Consider the following 18500-nt stretch of genomic DNA (forward strand, 5'->3'; position numbering starts at 1 on the left):
CAGGCGCGCCGCGGCGGCCAAAGCACGCTATTTGACCACATCGGCGCGAGGCAGCCGATCTCTAAAAGGGCGCGAAGCGCGCGGCGACGACTTGCCGCCGCCCACCGCGCAACGCACGTTCAGCCGCACCAAGGAGCCGTGCGCCGGACGCCCGCCTTTGACGCACCGCACACAAGCCGGGTTCCGGAATTTTCACAGCGGCGCGCGCCGGCCGCGCACGCCACCGCCTCTTCCGCCATCGCTGCCCACGTTTTTCGACCGCGCGCGGCGCATCGGGTAAAATTATGGAATAACGGCGCGGCCACCCGGCACCCTCCCGCACACCAGCGGATTCCGGGCGAGCAGCCGCCCCTCACCCACTACGGACGTCGAGCCATGTATCAATCGGACATCACCCAGTTCCTGAACCAGCTCAAGCAACAGAAGCCCAGCCTGGAAGCCGAGCAACGCCGTGGCCGCGCGCTGCTGTGGGACAAACAGCCGATCGATCTGGAAGAGCGCGCCGAGCAGACAGCCTCGCGCGTGGAGCAGACGCCTTACTCGTACTATCAAAACTTCTAAACGGGTGAGCGTGAGTCACGCCGACGAGGCTCACGGCGCCACGCCGGCATCCGCCGACGCCGCGCTAGCCACGCCCGCCACCGATTCGACGCCCGACACCGTCGACGGCATCGCTTTCGCACGCCTGTACGGCGAGCCGCTCTTCAAGCTGCCCACCGACCTGTACATTCCGCCCGACGCACTCGAGGTGTTCCTCGAAACGTTCGAAGGACCGCTGGATCTGTTGCTGTACCTGATCCGCAAGCAGAACTTCAACGTGCTCGACATTCCCATGGCGGATGTCACGGTGCAGTACCTCGGCTACGTCGACCAGCTGCGCCAGACCAATCTCGAACTCGCGTCCGAATATCTGCTGATGGCCGCGATGCTGATCGAGATCAAGTCGCGCATGCTGCTGCCGGTGAAGAAGGCCGACAGCGGCGAAGAAGCCGAAGATCCGCGCGCGGAACTGGTGCGCCGCCTGCTCGAATACGAGCAGATGAAGCTGGCCGCGCAGCGTATCGACCAACTGCCGCAACTCGGGCGCGACTTCCTGCGCGCCGAGGTCTACATCGAGCAAAGCATCACGCCGCGTTTTCCCGACGTGGACAGCGAAGACCTGCGCGCCGCGTGGGCCGACGTGATCAAGCGCGCCAAGCTGGTCCAGCATCACAAGATTTCGCGTGAAGAATTGTCGGTGCGCGAGCACATGAGTTCGATCCTGCGGCAGTTGCAAAACGCGCGCTTCGTCGAATTCGCCGACCTGTTCGACACGACCAAGGGCGTGCCGGTCGTGGTGGTGAATTTCATCGCCATGCTGGAGCTGTGCCGCGAGTCGCTGGTCGAGATCACCCAGGCCGAACCGTTCGCGCCGATCTACGTGCGGCTCGCGTATTCGCCGGCCTGACCTCACAGTACACACCGACACGCCTCGTTTCGGTGCGTACGGCGCGCAAATCCACTACAATCCCGCGCTCCGAACCTGTCATTACCAGTGAGGCGGCGGACTGCGCGATTCCTTGAGGTTTCGCATCGACCGAGTCTCGCGCCGCGCGAGGAATTCCCTGTCCGATCATGAAAGTCATCAGCTCGATCCATGAATTGCGCGACCAGTTGCGCGGCCAGAATCGCACGGCCTTCGTGCCGACCATGGGCAATCTGCACGAAGGGCATCTGTCGCTGATGCGTCTCGCGCGCCAGCACGGCGATCCGGTGGTGGCGAGCATCTTCGTCAACCGCCTGCAATTCGGTCCGAACGAAGATTTCGACAAATACCCGCGCACGATGGAAGCGGACATCGAAAAGCTGCAGAAGGAAAACGTCTACGTGCTGTTCGCGCCGACCGAGCGCGACCTGTATCCGGAGCCGCAGGAGTATCGCGTGCATCCGCCACACGATCTGGGGGACATCCTCGAAGGCGAATTCCGGCCCGGTTTCTTCCAGGGCGTGTGTACGGTCGTGATGAAGCTGATGTCGTGCGTGCAGCCGCGCGTCGCGGTATTCGGCAAGAAGGATTACCAGCAATTGATGATCGTGCGCCGCATGTGCAACCAGTTCGCGCTGCCGACCGACATCATTGCCGCCGAAACCATTCGCGACGCCGATGGCCTCGCGCTCAGTTCGCGCAACCGCTATCTGCAGACCGCCGAGCGCGCCGAAGCGCCGGTGCTGGCCGCGGAACTGAATCGTGTGCGTGAAGCCGTGCTGTCCGGCGACCGCGATTTCGCGAAAATCGAACAGGCGGCCATGGCCACGTTGGCCGCGCGCGGCTGGGAGCCCGATTACATCGCGGTGCGCAAGCGCTCAAACCTGCTGCCGCCGGGTCCGCAGGACGCGGAGGCAGAACTGGTCGTGCTGGCCGCCGCCAAACTCGGCGCCACGCGCCTCATCGACAACCTCGAAATCTGACCCGGCCTCGGCCGGCGCAGACACGCATCAGAAGCCACAAGGGATTGATTGGTCATGCAACGCAACATGCTGAAGTCGAAGATCCACCGTGTCGCGGTCACGCACTGCGAGCTGCACTACGAAGGCTCGTGCGCGATCGACGAAGACTTGCTGGAAGCAGCGAACATCGTCGAAAACGAACGGATCGACATCTGGAATATCAACAACGGCGAGCGTTTCTCGACCTACGCGATCAAGGGCGAGCGCGGTAGCGGCATGATTTCGCTGAACGGTTCGGCCGCGCGGCGCGCGCAACTGGGCGATCTGGTGATCATCGCGGCGTTCGCGGTGGTCGAGGAGGCCGAGTTGAAGGCGGGCTGGAAGCCGGATCTGGTGTTCGTCGACGACAACAACAAGATCAAGGGCAGCCGCGATCACGTGCCCACGCAGAACTGGACCTGAGGGTCGGCGCTTCGCACAGCGATTCGCGCCAATCTTCCGCGCGCTGACCGCGCGTTCTGCTCGTAGTGACTGCACTGCTTCGCCGCGCGTTCTTCGCGCGGCGGTTTCCCGTAGCGGCCGGCCGCCTGCCCCGCGCAGCCTCGTTTCTGCCGCCCTACCTCAGCCCTTCTTTGCCGTCCCGTCGACCCATTCGACGATCGACTGCCACTGTTCCAGATCCTTCTCCACGCGGCTTTTCGCGACGTCCCACAGGGTCAGGCCATGCGCCGCGAGCTGCACGTAGTTCTGCGTGTCGCGCAAAAAGCCCAGCACCGGCAGATTCAATCCTTCGACAAAGCGATGCAGTTGTTCCGCCGAGCGCGTGCGCGCGTCGACACGCATGCCAACTACGCCGATTTCGATCGTGCCCTTGCGGACCGCTTTTTCCTTCGCCAGACGCTCGAGAAAGTCCTGCGTGGCGAGAATGTCGAACATGGACGGCTGCAGCGGCACGATAACCTTGTCGGCCAGATCCAGCGCGATGCTCATCCGGTTGCCGTGCAACCCGGCGGGGGTGTCGATGACCGCGTGCTCCAGCCCCTTGGGCGGCTTGGCCGGCGTGTCCTGGTTGATTTCCCAGGTTTCGATGGCCGGCAGCGTGTCGGGGCGCAACGAGAGCCACGCGTGCGCGGACTGCTGCTTGTCCAGGTCCGCGAGGGCGACCCATTCGCCCGACGCCGCGAAATAGCCGGCCAGATTGGTGGACAGCGTGCTTTTACCCACGCCGCCCTTCGGATTCGCCACCACAATCACCGTCATGAATTCTCCCGGAAAGAAGGCTGGTCGCCGCCAGCCGGTTTGCCGCGTATGTCGTTCTGACTTCGTTCTGAGTTCGCGCCGGCCCGCTGCCGCACCGGCTGAACCTGCCGGTTTCGGGCACGCATGCCGATCCAGCCGTTGATAATATCGAGAAATGCACCGGGGCCGAAGCCCCCAGGCGGCCAAATGACCGCTTGGCACCGTCGATTTTTCCACTTGGGGCCCATCAATCCATGAGCAAACTCCGCCCGGAATACACCGTCGAACGCCTGCACGAACGCCAGCGGGGCAAGCTGCCCGGCTTGCTGGGCGTGCAGGTCCTGTCGCTCGAACAAGGCGCCCTGACCGCGGAATTGACCGTGCGGGAAGAATTGCTCGCGCCGAACGGTTTTTTGCATGCCGCCACCGTGATCGGGCTCGCCGACACGGCGTGCGGCTACGCGTGCCTCGCGCATCTGCCGGAAACGGCGCGCAATTTCACGACCGTCGAGCTGAAAAGCAATTTTCTCGGCACGGCGACCGAAGGCACGATCCGCGCAGTCGCCAAGGGCGTGCATCTCGGGCGCAGCACGCAGGTGTGGGATGCGACCGTGACTGATCCGAATGGCAAGACGATCGCGCTGTTTCGCTGCACGCAGATCGTGTTGTATTGATGGGGTGGGTGCGCTGCGGTGAGCGCCGATAAAGCCGCAGCGTCATGCCATAAAAAAGCACGCGACCTCACGGCGCGTGCTCAGACTGCTGACAAAGTACCCCCAAAGCCTGGCCTTGCGTCGGGCTTTGTCGTTTAATTGGGGCATGCTGAAGACACCGACGCCCATGCAGCACGAACTCGAGATGGTGACGCTCGAGGAACTCGTGCCGAAGGACCACCTGCTGCGCCAGATCGACGCGGCGGTGGATTTCGAATTCATCCGTGAGAAGGTGGCGCACCTGTATTGCGCGGACAACGGGCGCCCAGCGCTCGATCCGGTGGTGATGTTCAAATTGCTGTTCATCGGCTACCTGTTCGGGGTACGCAGTGAGCGCCAGCTCATGCGCGAGGTGCAGGTCAACGTGGCCTACCGGTGGTTTGCACGCTTTCGGCTCACGGACCGGGTGCCTGACGCCTCGACGTTCTCGCAGAACCGGCGACGGCGCTTCACCGACACGACGGTCTACCAGGAGATCTTCGACGCAATCGTGCAGCAGGCGATCGGGCGCGGCATGGTCGAGGGACGGGTGCTCTACACCGACAGCACCCACCTGAAGGCGAACGCCAACAAGCGCAAGTTTGATCTGGTGCAGCTCGAACAGGCGCCTTCGGCTTATCTGGCGGCGCTGGACGCTGCGGTCGATGCGGACCGGGCAGCGCACGATAAGAAGCCGCTGCGGCGCGACGAACGCAAAGGCCCCGACGACGATGAGGGCTCGAGGTCGGCTGCCACACCGGAGCGCAAGGAAACGAAGGTCAGCCGCACCGACCCGGACAGCGGCTACATGGTGCGCGACGACAAGCCCACGGGCTTCTTCTACCTGGATCACCGCACGGTCGATGCGCGCTATTCAATCGTCACCGACACGCATGTGACACCCGCCTCGGTGCACGACAGCCAGCCGTATCTGGCGCGGCTGGACCGGCAGCGCGAACGCTTTGGCTTCCAGGTGCAGGCGGTGGGGCTGGATGCGGGCTACTTCACGCCGGCAATCTGCCAGGGGCTGGAGGATCGCGGCATTGAGGGCGTGATGGGCTACCGCACGCCGAATCACAAGCCCGGGTTCTTCTACAAACGCGAGTTCAGATACAGCCGGTATCGCGAGGAATACACGTGCCCACGCGGGCAGGTACTGCGCTACAGCACGACAAACCGCGCGGGCTATCAGGAGTTCAGGTCCGATCCGTCGCGCTGCGGCACCTGTGAGGCGCGCGGCCAATGCACGACGAGCGCAAACCATGTGAAGGTGGTCATCCGGCACGTATGGGAGCGCGCGAAGGAGCGCGTCGATGCGCGTCGCCTGACCGACTGGGGCAAGGCGATCTACAAACGGCGCAAGGAAACGGTGGAGCGCAGCTTCGCGGATGCCAAGCAGCTGCATGGGCATCGCTACGCGAGGATGCGCGGGCTGCGCAAGGTGGCCGAGCAGTGCCTGCTCGGCGCTGCGGCGCAGAACATCAAGAAGATCGCGCTGCTGGTGGCACGCCTGCGGGCGTGTTTATGCGTGCGCCAGCGGCCCGGCAATCGCCTGCAGTGGCTCATCGCTGCACTTCTGGCCCGTTTCAACCGCCACGTCGTGCTTCACTGCCAGATTTGCTTTGCCTGAAAAACAAAACCCCACGCTCCGAAAAACGTGGGGTTGGTCAGCAGTCTGAGCACGCGACCTCACGGCGCGTGCTTTTTTGTTGTCCGACATTGTTGCCGGCGAGACTGCGCAGCCCTTACGCCACCGCAGCCCGCACCGTCTTCACGCTACCCAGCGCCAGCGCACCGCCGCCCAGCAGCGACTGCACCGCCAGCGTCACCGCCCAGAACGCCGGATATTCCCAGCCGCCGTTCGGCGACGCGAAACCCCAGCCGTTATGCCAATGCGCCGACATCGCGCCGAGCATGAACGGCAGCAACGCCAGCGCGACCCAGCGGACCTGCACGCCGAGCAGCAACGCAATGCCACCGAGCAATTCGACGAACGCCGTCACATAGCCGAGCCAGCCCGGCAAACCCAGCGAAACGAAAAATTGCGCCGTGCCCGGCAGCGTGAAAACGAAGATTTTTTGCAGGCTGTGCGCGAGATACAGCACGCCCAAGGCCACACGCAGCAGTAAAGCAGCCAGATCGGCGGAGCGGTTCGAGTTCATGACGAGTCCTTGAAGAGAGAGACGGCCAAAACCAGCCGTCGATGTCAGGACTCTATTCGAACCATATGGAGTGAAAAACCACGTTTCAGGCTTAGATTAATTCCCATCAGGATTTAATCGGTATTGCGGTGTTGATCCAGATCACGCCATCGCCCCAAAAAGCTTCGCCAGATCAAGATGTTCGGCCAGCGTGTCGGCGAGTCGCTCCAGCGACGCCTCGCGCAACGCCGGATAGTCGATCGCTTCGGCGTCGCTCAACCCCGCCCACGCCAGCAACGCGGCGCACGCGGACGGCGTGTCGAACAGGCCATGCACATAGGTGGCGAGGATCTGGCCGTCGGCGGACAACGCGCCATCCGGACGCGCGGCAAGCGCATCGCCCAACTGCAACGCGGGCGAGTCCAGCGCCGGGCCGTGCGTCTCGCCCATGTGGATTTCGTAACCCGACACCTCGGGCGAACCGGGCAACGCGAGGCGTCCGGTGACGTTCTTCAGCGTCTTGTCGCGCGTGAGCACCGTAGAGTAATCGAGCCAGCCAAGTCCCGCCGACGTCCCCGGCGCGCCTTCCACGCCATGCGGATCGGCCACTTCGCGCCCGAGCATCTGCATGCCGCCGCAAATGCCGATCACCCGTCCGCCGTAACGCAGATGCCGTTGCAGCACCGCGTCCCACCCTTGCGCGCGCAGAAACGCCAGATCGCCGGGCACATTCTTCGAGCCCGGCAGAATGATCAGATCGGCCGACGGCATCGGCATGCCGCTTCGCACGTAATGAAAATCGACCTGCGGATGCGCGCGCAGCGCATCGAAATCGGTGTGGTTGCTGATGTGCGGCAGCACCGGCACGACCACGCGCAGCATCCGCTGCGCGTCGCCGCGATGGGCCGCGCGCAGTTCCGGCGGCAGCATGTCTTCCGCGTCGAGCGTCAGGCCGTGCAGATACGGCACCACGCCGAGCACCGGCTTGCCGGTCTTCGCTTCGAGCCAGTCGAGGCCGGGTCGCAGCAAGCTAACGTCGCCACGAAACCGGTTGATGACGAAGCCGCGCACCCGCGCCTGCTCGCTCGCCGACAGACACGCAAGCGTGCCGGTCAGATGCGCGAACACGCCGCCGCGATCGATATCGGCCACCAGCACGACCGGGCAATCCACCGCCTCCGCGAAACCCATGTTGGCGATGTCGCGATCGCGCAGATTGATCTCGGCGGGGCTGCCCGCGCCTTCGACAAAAATCGCGTCGTAGCCGGCCTGCAGGCGCGCATACGATTCCAGCACCGCTTCGAACGCGATGGGTTTGTAGTCGTGATAAGCGCGGGCATCGAGATTCATGCGCGCCTTGCCGTGGATGATCACCTGCGCGCCACGATCGCTCGTCGGCTTGAGCAGCACGGGATTCAGATCGGTGTGCGCGGCGATCCCCGCGGCCACCGCCTGCAACGCCTGGGCGCGGCCGATCTCGCCGCCGTCGACCGTGACCGCGCTATTGAGCGCCATGTTCTGCGGCTTGAACGGCGCGACCCGCACGCCCGCGCGCCGCGCGAGCCGGCATAAACCGGCCACCAGCGTGCTCTTGCCGGCGTCGGACGTGGTGCCCTGAATCATCAGCGTGCCGCGCGGGACGGGGACGGCGTCTTGGGGAATCGAGGTGGTGGTCACGAGGTGTGGTGGGTCGGCGGTGAAGAGGAACGCGGCATTATCCCACCCCGCCGCCGCCATCCGCGCGCCGGTACAATCACGCGATGACTCCCCGCGACCTCACCTTCGTCCTCGGCGGCGCCCGTTCCGGCAAGAGCTTGCACGCCGAGCAACTGGCCGATCGCAGCGCCCTTCCCGTCACCTACATCGCCACCGCGCGCGTCAGTGACGACGCCGAATTCGCCGCGCGTATCGCGCATCATCGCGAGCGGCGTCCGGCACATTGGCGGCTGGTCGAAGCGGGTGTCGATCTCGCCGCTGCGCTCACGCAAGCAGATGCGCCCAAACATTGCGTGCTGATCGATTGCCTGACGCTGTGGCTTGCCAACCTGCTGTGTCCGTCCGAAGGTGAAGCGCTGTCGCTCGATCGCTATCGCGCGCAAGTCGCCGCACTCGAAACGGCGCTCGGCGCCGCGCACGGCAAAGTCATCGTGGTCAGCAACGAAATCGGCCTGGGCGTCGTGCCGCTCGGCGCGGCCACGCGTCTTTACGTCGACGAACTCGGCCGGCTCAATCAGCGCATCGCCGCGTTGAGCACCCAAGCCACGATGATGGTCGCGGGCTTGCCGCTCGCGTTGAAAACGGCGGGCCACGCGTGATGCTGTCGCTTCCTCTGATCGTCACGCTGGCGACCGCGGGCGTCGCGGTCGACCGCTGGCTCGGCGAGCCGCGCACCGCGCATCCGCTGGTCGGCTTCGGCAACTGGGCGAAGCGCCTCGAAGCGCGCTACAACACCGGCCGCCGCTTGCGGCTCAAGGGCTTGCTCGCGTGGGCGCTGGCCGTGTTGCCGCCGGTGCTGGTCGCGTGGTGGCTGGTCTCGGTGCTGCCGTTTTTCGCGGCCTGCGCGGTACATGTCGTGCTGTTGTGGTTCGCACTCGGCGCGCGCAGCCTGCACGATCACATCGCGCCGATCGCCCAGGCGCTCGCGCAACGCGATCTCGCGCAGGCGCGTCTCCTGACCGCACGGATCGTCTCGCGCGAAACCGCGCACGCCGACGAAGGCGCGTTGTCGCGCGCCGCCGTGGAATCGGCGCTCGAAAACGGCAACGACGCGATCTTCGGCGCGCTGTTCTGGTTCGCGATCGCGGGCGGTCCGGGCGCGCTCGGCTTCCGTCTCGCCAACACGCTGGATGCCATGTGGGGCTATCGCACGCCGCGCTATTTGCGCTACGGCTGGGCGGCTGCACGCATCGACGACGTGCTCAACTGGATTCCCGCGCGTCTGACCGCCGCGAGTTACGCGTTGCTCGGCGATACGCGCACGGCGTGGCGCTGCTGGCGCGAGCAGGCGCCGCGCTGGGACAGCCCGAATGCCGGGCCGGTGATGGCGGCCGGCGCGGGCAGTTTGAATGTGCTGATCGGCGGGCCGGCGGTGTATCACGGCGCGCTGGAGCAGCGGCCCACGCTCGGCTTCGGACATCCCGCGAAGGCCGCGCATGTGACGGCCGCGTTGATGCTGGTGGAACGCACGGTGATTCTCTGGCTGGCGATGTTGATCGTGCTGGCACTGTTGAGTGTGCCGTTTCATGCGTGAGGGTGCGATCGATCCGGTCAACGGAGACGCGGCCGCGGCAACCGCCCCCGCCGTTCACGGCGGCAATCTGCACGAAGCCGCCACACGTTATGGCATGCCGTACGCGCAGTGGCTCGATCTGTCGACGGGCATCAATCCGCACGGCTATCCGGTGCCGCCGGTTCCCGCCGATGCATGGCGGCGTCTACCCGACGACGGCGACGACTTCGCCGCCTGCGCCGCGCGCTACTACGGCGCGCCGGATGCCGCTCACGTGCTGCCCGTCGCGGGAAGTCAGGCCGCGATTCGCGCGCTGCCTGCGCTACTGCCACGCGCCCAGGTCGGCATCGCGCCGCTCACTTACAGCGAGTACGCGCCTGCATTCGAACGCGCCGGTCATGACGTCGTGCCGCTCGACGTGTCCTGCGAATCCTTGCCCGACACGCTCACGCATGCGGTTATCGTGAACCCGAACAATCCGACGGCGCAGCATGTGAGCGCCGCGAGGCTGTTGCACTGGCATGCGCAACTCAACGCACGCGGCGGCACGCTGCTAGTCGACGAAGCCTTCGCCGATACGATGCCGTCGGTGTCGCTCGCGGCCGACACGTATCGCGACGGCCTGATCGTGTTGCGCTCGCCGGGGAAGTTCTTCGGCCTGGCCGGCGTACGCGCAGGTTTCGTACTAGGCGCGCCGAGGTTGCTCGGTGCCTTGCGACAGACGCTCGGTGCGTGGACGGTCAGCGGTCCCGCTCGTCACGCGGTCAAAGCCGCGTTCGCGGACGAAGCCTGGCAACAGCGCATGCGCTCGCAACTCAACCTGGAGAGCGAGCGTCTGACCAACCTGTTGCACGCGCAAGGACTTGCCACGCGCAGCACGCCGCTTTTCGCCTGGACCGACGACGCACGCGCGCCCGCTTTACACGACGCATTGGCACGGCGCGGCGTGTGGACCCGACTCTTTACTTCCTCGCGCAGCGTGCGTTTCGGCTTGCCCGGCAGCGAGCCGGAATGGGCACGCTTCGAGCAACGCCTGGTCGAAGCGATGCGGGAAATCGACGCCGCATGAATACGCTGATCCAACCCGTCCTTTTCAACGCGCAGCGCCGATGACCGCACTTACCCGCGTATTGCTAGCCCTCTCGCTGTGTGCGGCGACTTTGCCCGCATACGCCGCCATCACCGTCACCGACGACACCGGCGCAACCGTCACCCTACCCGCTCCCGCTCAACGCGTGATCAGCCTCGCGCCGCACGTCACCGAATTGCTCTATGCCGCAGGCGGCGGCGCAAAAATGGTCGGCGCGGTGTCCTACAGCGACTATCCGCCGGAGGCAAAACAACTGCCGCGCGTCGGCGATAACAAAGCGCTCGACCTCGAACGCATCGTCGCGTTGAAGCCGGACCTGATCGTCGTGTGGCGGCATGGCAATGCGCAACGTCAACTCGATCGTCTGCGCGAATTGCACGTGCCGTTGTTCTTCAGCGAGCCGCATCGTCTCGACGACGTTGCCGTATCGCTGACGAAGCTCGGCCAATTGCTCGGCACGTCATCGACCGCGGATGCGGCGGCCGCCGCGTATCGCCGCGACATCGCGACGTTACGCACGCAGTACACGAGCCGGCCGCCCGTCAGCGTGTTTTATCAGGTGTGGGATCAACCGTTGATGACGCTCAACGGCGACCATATGATCAGCGATGTGATCGCACTGTGCGGCGGCCGCAATGTGTTCGCGAAACTCGAGCCGCTAGTGCCGACGGTTTCAACCGAAGCCGTGCTCGCCGCGAATCCGGAAGCGATCGTCACTGCCGCCCCCGGCGCAACCAAGCCAGATACCCCGCTGCCGCAACTCGCCACGTGGCGCGCGTGGCCGAGTCTGACCGCGGTGGCGAACAACAATCTGTTTGCGGTCGACGGCGATCTGATCAATCGCCCGGCGCCGCGCATCGCGCAGGGCGCGAAGCAACTCTGCGAAGATCTGGAAGCAGCGCGCTCACACAGAAAGCCTGGCGCGAAGTAAAACAGCGACGCCTGGCACCCGCTCATTCACATGACGAGCGCCACGCGCGCACGGCAAGCGTCGCGAAGCCCGCCGTCCTCACGCATTCCACCTCACCAACGACCACTGCTGCGTTTCGTCATCGCGCCTCAACCAGACGATCCCGGTCATGTCCAGCGACCAGCGCAGACAGCCTTCCAACTGCACGTCCAGCACCAGCGACGCGATCACCCGCATCACGCCCGCATGCGTGACCACATACGCCGGCGACAACTCGCGCGTCTGCGCGAACGCATCGAGCCACGCACGCACGCGCGTGACGAACTGCGCGACGCTCTCGCCGCCATGCGCACGCGCATGCTCGAAGTTAGCCGCCCAGGCGTCGAGCAACTCACGATCGATCGCGTCCCAGCGTTGCGTCTCCCAATCGCCGAAATCCATTTCCTTCAGACGATCGTCGTGACTGATCACGCACCCGAACGCGTTCGCCATTTCGGTCGCGAGCGCCGAACAGCGCGTGAGCGGACTCGACATCAGCACGCGCGGCGCGGGCACCTGCAAGGTGGCGAGTTTCAACGCGAGCGCGTCGGACGAGATTTCGGCGTCTTCGGCCAGCGCCACATCGCTGTGGCCATAACAAACGCCCGCCTCGAGCGCAACGGCAGGATGGCGAATCAGGACGATATCCATGCAAGCCCCACCAGATAGATGCTCAATTCAAAGATCTGCTGCGCGAAGCCGAGACAGTCGCCGGTATAACCGCCGATGCGTCTGACGAAATAACGTCCCATGACGAAGCGAAGCGCCAGTAGTAACACGAGCGCCGAGGCAGCGAAGCGCCAGGCGGAGGCATCGGGCCACGTGAGCCCATTCGGCCACCCCAGCCACGGCAAGCCAAACAACACGGCACACAACAACGCCGGGCCGCTCAGCCGCTGCGCGACCGGTTTGGCCTTGCCTTCGGCGCGCACGTAGTCGAGCGTCGCCAGATAGCTGATCGCGCACGTGCGGCTCGCCGCGTGCGCGGCAATCATCAGACTTGCGGCGTGCAGCGGCGGCAACGCGGCGAGCGTTTGCCACTTCAATGCCAAGGCGATCACGAGAGCGATGGCGCCAAAGGCGCCGATGCGCGAGTCATGCATGATGCGCAGCACGTCGTCGCGTGTATAGGCGCCACCGAACGCATCGACGCAATCGGCGAGACCGTCTTCGTGAAACGCACCGGTGACGAGCAGCGACGCGGCCATCGACAGCAACACGGCGACGCCGGCCGGAAACACGTGCAGCGCGGCCAGATAGACTAGCGCGCTCAAGCCCCCGACCAACGCGCCGACCAGCGGAAAATAGCGCGCCGCCGCATTCAGATAATGCGGCTCGAAGCCGACCCAGCGCGGCACGGGCACGCGCGTGAAATAGCCGAGCGCCGTGAAGAAATAGCGCAGTTCCGCGAGCGGATTCATGAAGAGCTCCGGGGCACGCGCCGCGCCGTTTCCGTATGACGGATCACGCGGATCACGGGGGTCACCAGGATCACGCGTCGCGATTCGCGACGCCAGCCGATTCAAAGCTGGCCATGTCGTTGACGAACGCCGTCGCCGCGCGCAGCAGCGGCACCGCGAGCGCCGCGCCGGTGCCTTCGCCGAGACGCATGTCGAGCGACAGCAACGGCAGTCCGCCGAAATGATCGAGCATGCGCCGATGCCCCGCCTCGTTCGACGCGTGCGCAAACACGCAGTATTCGCGCACGTTCGGCGCGAGCGCGTCGGCGACCAGGAGGGCCGACGTCGCGATGAAGCCGTCCACCAGAATCGTCATGCGCGCTTCGGCGGCGGCGAGATACGCGCCGGCCATCATCGCGATTTCGAAGCCGCCGAAGGTGGCGAGCACCGTCAGCGGATCGCTGGACACGTCGTGATGCGCGAGCGCCGACGCCAATACGTTGCGCTTTTTAGCGAGCCCGGCATTGTCGAGACCGGTGCCGCGTCCGACGCATTCGTCGATCGGCACGCCGCACAGGCGGCTCATCAGGCACGCGGCCGACGAGGTATTCGCGATCCCCATCTCGCCGAAACCGATCACGTTGGTGCCGAGCGCCGCGTGATGCCGCACGCGCGCCGCGCCGGCCTGGATCGCGGCGAGCACTTGCTGCGGCGTCATGGCCGGTTCGCGCGCGAAATTGCGCGTGCCGGCGGCGACCGGAATGTCGACGAGTCCTTCCGTCGACGGCAGCGGCGTCGCGATGCCCGCGTTGACCACTTCGAGTTCGATGCCCGCGACTCGGCTCAACGCATTGATCGCCGCACCACCCGCGAGAAAATTCGCGACCATCTGCGCGGTCACCGCTTGCGGGTACGGGCTCACGCCTTCGTCGGCAATGCCGTGATCGCCGGCGAACACGATCATGGCCGGACGCTGTACCGTGGGATGCGTGGTGCGCTGGATCAGCCCCATCTGCCGCGCGAGCGTTTCAAGCCGGCCAAGACTGCCGGGCGGCTTGGTCTTGGTATCGATGATGTGTTGCAGGTCGGCCCGCAGCGATTGATCGAGCGGCGCGACTTCGGGCAAACCGGCCAGGCGGGACAAAGAAGTCATAGGTCTATCTGAAAGAGAATGTTTGTTTGGGTAGAGCGCTCAGCTTGCCGGTCCATCATGAACCGCAAGCGATTCGTGACGCGCGCGCGGCGCCGGAATCAGCGCCTCGTGTTCGCCATCGCGAATCAGAATCAGGGGATAGCCGAACGCGCGGCTGGTCAGCGTGGGCGTCAGCACGTCGTGGGCGGGGCCGGCATACGCGCCGCCCTCGCCGTCGAGCAATAACGCATGCGTGGCGAAACGGCGCGCGAGGTTCAGGTCATGGCACGAAAACAGCACGGTACGACGCGGCTCGCGAGTCCATGCGGCCAGCGCTTCTAAACAGTCGATCTGATGATGCAGGTCGAGATGCGATAACGGTTCGTCGAGCAGCAGCAACGGCGCGTCCTGACACAACACCGCCGCCAGCGCCACGCGTTGGCGCTCGCCGCCCGACAGCGACAGCACGTCGCGCGCGGCAAATGCGGTGAGGCCCAACAGGTCCAGCGCCGCATGCGCCGCGTCGCGATCCGCCTCGCCTTCCCAACCCCAGCCGTTCAGATGCGGGAAGCGGTTCAACATCACGATGTCGAGTACGCTCGCGCTGAATGCGTCGGCGGCGCTTTGCGGCATGAGCGCGCGGCGCTGCGCAAGCGGCAACGGCGGCCAGTCGGCGACCCGCACGCCATCGAGCTCGACGTGCCCCGCCGCCGGTTGCAGCAAGCCCGCGAGCGCGGACAGCAGCGTCGTCTTGCCCGCGCCGTTCGGCCCGGCGACGCACCAGATTTCGCCTGCGTAGAACGTGTGCGTAAAGGCGTCGAGCAAGGTGCGCGAGCCGGCGCGCAAGGTCAGACGTTGCGCGCTGAGCGAAGCTTGAACGAGGTCGTGGGAAGGCGTCATCGGCGTTTGCGCAGCAGCATCCACAGAAACACCGGCACGCCGACGATCGACGTAATCACGCCGACCGGCAATTGCGCCGGCGCGATCACCGTGCGCGCGATCAGGTCCGCGCCCATCACCGCCACGCCACCGCCGAGCGCCGCGGCCGGCAGCAGCATGCGTTGATCGTTGCCGAACGCGAGCCGCAACATGTGCGGCACGACGAGCCCGACAAAACCGACGGTGCCCGCCGTGGTCACGGCAGCGGCCGCCGCGACCGACGCCGCCAGATACACGCGCAACCGCAACGGCATGACCGCGACGCCCAACGCCTGCGCGGCCGCGTCGCCGCGCAGCAAGACATTCAGACGCGGCGCAACCGGCACGATCGCGACCAGCACGATCACGAGCGCGACGAGTGCAACCCATGGCATCGCGCCGCCGTTGAGGTCGCCGGTCAGCCAGAACAGCATGCCGCGCAGCCGGTTGTCGGGCGCGAGGTTCAGCAGCAAGGTGATCAACGCGGCCCAACCCGAGGCGACCACCGCGCCGGTCAGCAGCAAACGCGGCGACGTGTCCTGCGGCTCGCCACGCCACAACTCGCGGCGCGCGAGTCCGAGCACCAGCAGGATCGACACGAAGGCGCCGGCGAACGCGCTGGCATCGACCATCCACCATGCGCAGCCGGCGATCATCGCAACGAGAGCGAAGGTCGCCGCGCCGCCGGACACACCCAGCACATACGGCTCGGCCAACGGATTGCGCAACAGCACCTGCAGCAACGCGCCGGCCAACGCGAGCAGCGCGCCGCACGCGAAGCCGGCGAGCGCACGCGGCAGACGCAAGTTGCGGACGATCTCGCCCGCCAGATCTGTCGACGAGCCGAGCGAGCTTCCCACCGACGCGTGCGAGGGCAGCAGCGCCGCGAGCACACGCATCGGCGCGAGCGACACGCTGCCGAGCGCGAGCGACGCCATCAGCACCGCGAGCGCGATCAGCGCGAGCACGAGCCAGATCGCGGCGGCGCGCTTCGCGTTCATCACGCGCAGTGTGGCGGGCATCGAACCCGACTGGCGGTTCATTCGCGCGATCCCGGCGAGCCCGGTTCGTCACGGCGGATACCGACCGGCAGTGACGGACGCGATGCGGCGCGGCGCTGGATACGAATAAGCCTTTTCATGGTCCCTGTTCAACGGATTCTAATTAGCGTGGCCGCTTAGCACGTCGTCGTGACGTTATAACGCGCGGACAGACTCATGACGACGTGACGACGTGACATCGTGAAGTCACGACGCCGAAGGCGAGATAGTAACTGTTCGACCTTGCGGAATCGGAATAAGGGGTGCGCCGCTTCTGCGCCGCCTTCCCACGCGCGACGCGCAGTGGCACACTCGCAGGTTGAACTTTGAACGCACGATCCGGACTGGTGAATCCGCGCGCGATCTGTTCTGTTAAGTGCGGGTTATTGTCCGATGCATGAGTACTTTTTCGTCATAAGGTCGATAAAAGCCGGCACAAAGCGATGTTGTTACGTCTCGAAACGAGACAATTGTCGGAACCTGCGACATTCCGCGCTAAAATGCGATGTCTTTAGAGGACGCAGCAGATGCTCACCGAACTCGAATCACTTTCACAAAATATCGGCAAGCTGATCACGATCAGCCAACGCCACAATGAAGCGCGTCTCGCGCTCGAAGAGCAGCTCGCCCAATCACGTGCCGAGGTGGAAGCCACGCGCACGGAACTTGCGCTGTTGCGCGAGGAACGCGACACGCTGCAAGCGGAACGCGACGCCCTGTCCGCAAAAATCGACGACGCTCAGGTGCGCCTGAATGCGATTCTCGAGAAGCTGCCGCGGGGGCGCGCGCACAACGAGCCGGATAACCAGCTCGATCTGCTCGAACCCGCGCAGCAAGAAGTCGAAGCGCAGGGCGACGTGACCCGCCACGGAGAAAATGCATGACCACCAAGCAGATCGAAGTATCGATTCTCGGCGTGCCGTATCGCCTCGCCTGCTCGCCGGAAACGGAAGGCGCGCTGCTTGAGGCCGTCGCACGCGTCGACGCCGAAATGTCGAAGATCCGCAATAACAGCAACGTGCGCGGCACAGATCGCATTGCTGTCATGGCTTGCCTGTCGCTGGCATCGGAACTGCTTAAGCTGCAATCGAGCGTGCGACACGGAGAAGCATTTCCCGCAGAGGAAATCCGGCGTACAATGCATCAAATGAACGAACAACTGGGTACTGTGATTCAGCAGTACAGCATGCAGTAAGCACCAGCGGTATCGAGCAGTGTCAAGGTTCCAAGCAGTCGGTCCTGAGATCGGCTGCGAATTCAAACGGAGTGATCGAGCTAGAGTCGTGAAACGTTTGAGTTCCATCGTTTAAGCTTCATCGGTTTAGCTTCCCTGCCTGGTTCGCCAAGGTCATATATTCCTTGAACCAATGCCATGTGCACGGTTGCGGAAATTTGTAGCACGGGTGTGCGCGTCACTCTGTCTGATGTACCCGAAGTGTTGCTAACTGCGACCAATTCTGAACCCCCGGTTCAGGATGCCGGCCTAGCGGCTAAGGCGGGGACCTTATTTAGAACGGCATCGGACTTCGGTTCGATGCCGTTTTTCTTTGGGCCACAGTTTTTCTCTGTGTTGTCAAACCCTTAACGTTCAATTCGATTCATGCGCTACTGGCTAATGAAGTCCGAACCGGACGAAGCAAGCATCGATCATCTCGCCCACGCGGCGCATCACACGTTGCCGTGGACCGGTGTGCGCAACTATCAGGCGCGCAACTTCATGCGCGACATGATGCAGGTCGGCGACGGTGTGCTGTTCTATCACTCGAGCTGTCCCGAGCCGGGTATCGCAGGGCTCGCGGAAGTCTCGTCGACCGCTTATCCGGACCCCACGCAGTTCGATAAGAAGAGCCCGTACTTCGACCCGAAGTCGTCGCAGGAAACACCGCGCTGGTTACTCGTCGATGTGGTGTTCAAGAAGAAGATCCCGTTGATTCCGCTCGCCGCGTTGCGCGAGCACGAGGAATTGAAGGACATGCGCGTGCTCGCTCGTGGCAACCGTCTGTCGATCACGCCGGTGAGCGAAGCCGAGTGGCGCTTCATCATCAAACGGCTTGCGTGAACGTGAGCCTAAGCGTGAGCCTGAACGTGTCGGCGTGACATCCGTTCACGCAGAAGCATGCTGCGAAATCATGCGCAATGATGCGTAATGCGCACGCAGTTGCAAGCAAACGTGAAGGCATTGTCAAATTGGGGAACCAAGCTTAGGTTACAAGCGCCTAACGGTCGCGCAAACGTTGTGCCAC

The 18500-nt window shown here is 64.6% G+C and carries 21 protein-coding genes and 1 other RNA gene; 14 read left to right on the forward strand and 8 right to left on the reverse strand.

Annotated features, from left to right (window positions below; translation table 11 throughout):
* Positions 1-375: 375 nt before the first annotated feature.
* From GGD40_RS08445 to panD, 4 genes are all read left to right on the forward strand, one after another.
* Positions 376-561, forward strand: a complete 186-nt coding sequence (locus tag GGD40_RS08445; RefSeq protein ID WP_035552477.1) for a DUF3460 family protein — start codon at positions 376-378, stop codon at positions 559-561.
* A 10-nt stretch (positions 562-571) separates the two neighbouring features.
* A complete protein-coding gene (locus tag GGD40_RS08450) occupies positions 572-1447 on the forward strand; it encodes a segregation and condensation protein A (RefSeq protein ID WP_179743346.1) in 876 nt (291 codons plus the stop codon).
* 167 nt (positions 1448-1614) lie between these two features.
* Positions 1615-2448 (forward strand): pantoate--beta-alanine ligase, encoded by an 834-nt coding sequence (gene panC, locus GGD40_RS08455; RefSeq protein WP_179706426.1) that lies wholly within the window; start codon positions 1615-1617, stop codon positions 2446-2448.
* A 54-nt stretch (positions 2449-2502) separates the two neighbouring features.
* Positions 2503-2889 carry an aspartate 1-decarboxylase gene (panD, locus tag GGD40_RS08460; protein ID WP_120346351.1) on the forward strand — a complete coding sequence of 129 codons (387 nt, stop codon included), beginning with the start codon at positions 2503-2505 and terminating at the stop codon, positions 2887-2889.
* Between the two features lie 159 nt (positions 2890-3048).
* Here the strand turns inward: panD and GGD40_RS08465 are convergent, their stop codons facing one another.
* Positions 3049-3687 carry a ParA family protein gene (locus tag GGD40_RS08465; protein ID WP_179743347.1) on the reverse strand — a complete coding sequence of 213 codons (639 nt, stop codon included), beginning with the start codon at positions 3685-3687 and terminating at the stop codon, positions 3049-3051.
* A gap of 233 nt (positions 3688-3920) precedes the next feature.
* On the opposite strand from GGD40_RS08465, the gene GGD40_RS08470 reads away from it, so the two are divergent.
* Complete coding sequence (locus GGD40_RS08470; protein WP_179743348.1) at positions 3921-4340, forward strand: PaaI family thioesterase; 420 nt, start codon at positions 3921-3923, stop codon at positions 4338-4340.
* 145 nt (positions 4341-4485) lie between these two features.
* Complete coding sequence (locus GGD40_RS08475; RefSeq protein WP_179707906.1) at positions 4486-5988, forward strand: IS1182 family transposase; 1503 nt, start codon at positions 4486-4488, stop codon at positions 5986-5988.
* A 115-nt stretch (positions 5989-6103) separates the two neighbouring features.
* Here the strand turns inward: GGD40_RS08475 and GGD40_RS08480 are convergent, their stop codons facing one another.
* Together GGD40_RS08480 and GGD40_RS08485 are read right to left on the reverse strand one after the other, a co-directional pair.
* Positions 6104-6520 carry a DoxX family protein gene (locus GGD40_RS08480; protein WP_179743349.1) on the reverse strand — a complete coding sequence of 139 codons (417 nt, stop codon included), beginning with the start codon at positions 6518-6520 and terminating at the stop codon, positions 6104-6106.
* Positions 6521-6661: 141 nt separating this feature from the next.
* A complete protein-coding gene (locus GGD40_RS08485) occupies positions 6662-8122 on the reverse strand; it encodes a cobyric acid synthase (RefSeq protein WP_218901066.1) in 1461 nt (486 codons plus the stop codon).
* A 137-nt stretch (positions 8123-8259) separates the two neighbouring features.
* Between GGD40_RS08485 and cobU the strand changes: the two genes are divergently transcribed.
* Genes cobU through GGD40_RS08505 form a run of 4 tightly spaced genes read left to right on the forward strand, consistent with a single transcriptional unit; the run spans position 8260 to position 11749 of the window.
* Positions 8260-8814, forward strand: a complete 555-nt coding sequence (cobU, locus tag GGD40_RS08490; RefSeq protein ID WP_179743351.1) for a bifunctional adenosylcobinamide kinase/adenosylcobinamide-phosphate guanylyltransferase — start codon at positions 8260-8262, stop codon at positions 8812-8814.
* On the forward strand, positions 8814-9749 hold the full coding sequence (gene cbiB / locus GGD40_RS08495) for an adenosylcobinamide-phosphate synthase CbiB (protein WP_179743352.1): 936 nt from the start codon (positions 8814-8816) through the stop codon (positions 9747-9749). Before cobU ends, cbiB begins: the two co-directional genes overlap by 1 nt.
* On the forward strand, positions 9742-10797 hold the full coding sequence (cobD, locus tag GGD40_RS08500) for a threonine-phosphate decarboxylase CobD (protein ID WP_179743353.1): 1056 nt from the start codon (positions 9742-9744) through the stop codon (positions 10795-10797). Before cbiB ends, cobD begins: the two co-directional genes overlap by 8 nt.
* A gap of 40 nt (positions 10798-10837) precedes the next feature.
* On the forward strand, positions 10838-11749 hold the full coding sequence (locus tag GGD40_RS08505) for a cobalamin-binding protein (protein ID WP_179743354.1): 912 nt from the start codon (positions 10838-10840) through the stop codon (positions 11747-11749).
* Between the two features lie 78 nt (positions 11750-11827).
* Here GGD40_RS08505 and cobC read toward each other — a convergent pair whose 3' ends face one another.
* The 5 genes from cobC to GGD40_RS08525 form a co-directional block, all read right to left on the reverse strand.
* Entirely contained in the window at positions 11828-12418 is a 591-nt protein-coding gene (cobC, locus tag GGD40_RS08510; protein WP_179743355.1) for an alpha-ribazole phosphatase, read from the reverse strand.
* Positions 12403-13188 carry an adenosylcobinamide-GDP ribazoletransferase gene (locus GGD40_RS08515; protein ID WP_179743356.1) on the reverse strand — a complete coding sequence of 262 codons (786 nt, stop codon included), beginning with the start codon at positions 13186-13188 and terminating at the stop codon, positions 12403-12405. Before GGD40_RS08515 ends, cobC begins: the two co-directional genes overlap by 16 nt.
* Before the next feature lie 70 nt (positions 13189-13258).
* A complete protein-coding gene (gene cobT, locus GGD40_RS36865; RefSeq protein ID WP_257030377.1) occupies positions 13259-14320 on the reverse strand; it encodes a nicotinate-nucleotide--dimethylbenzimidazole phosphoribosyltransferase in 1062 nt (353 codons plus the stop codon).
* Positions 14321-14359: 39 nt separating this feature from the next.
* Entirely contained in the window at positions 14360-15199 is an 840-nt protein-coding gene (locus GGD40_RS36870; protein WP_179759511.1) for an ABC transporter ATP-binding protein, read from the reverse strand.
* Entirely contained in the window at positions 15196-16260 is a 1065-nt protein-coding gene (locus GGD40_RS08525; protein ID WP_179743357.1) for a FecCD family ABC transporter permease, read from the reverse strand. Before GGD40_RS08525 ends, GGD40_RS36870 begins: the two co-directional genes overlap by 4 nt.
* 524 nt (positions 16261-16784) lie before the next feature.
* On the opposite strand from GGD40_RS08525, the gene GGD40_RS08530 reads away from it, so the two are divergent.
* The 4 genes from GGD40_RS08530 (at position 16785) to GGD40_RS08545 (ending at position 18316) form a co-directional block, all read left to right on the forward strand.
* Positions 16785-17141, forward strand: a complete 357-nt coding sequence (locus tag GGD40_RS08530; protein WP_179743358.1) for an ATPase — start codon at positions 16785-16787, stop codon at positions 17139-17141.
* Positions 17138-17452 (forward strand): cell division protein ZapA, encoded by a 315-nt coding sequence (locus tag GGD40_RS08535; RefSeq protein WP_035552510.1) that lies wholly within the window; start codon positions 17138-17140, stop codon positions 17450-17452. The genes GGD40_RS08530 and GGD40_RS08535 overlap by 4 nt, the downstream gene beginning before the upstream one ends.
* Positions 17453-17581: 129 nt before the next feature.
* A non-coding RNA gene (ssrS, locus tag GGD40_RS08540) (6S RNA) lies at positions 17582-17763 on the forward strand.
* A 94-nt stretch (positions 17764-17857) separates the two neighbouring features.
* Complete coding sequence (locus GGD40_RS08545; protein ID WP_179743359.1) at positions 17858-18316, forward strand: EVE domain-containing protein; 459 nt, start codon at positions 17858-17860, stop codon at positions 18314-18316.
* Positions 18317-18500 lie beyond the last annotated feature (184 nt).

It is taken from the genome of Paraburkholderia bryophila (assembly GCF_013409255.1).
Taxonomy (GTDB): Bacteria; Pseudomonadota; Gammaproteobacteria; order Burkholderiales; family Burkholderiaceae; genus Paraburkholderia.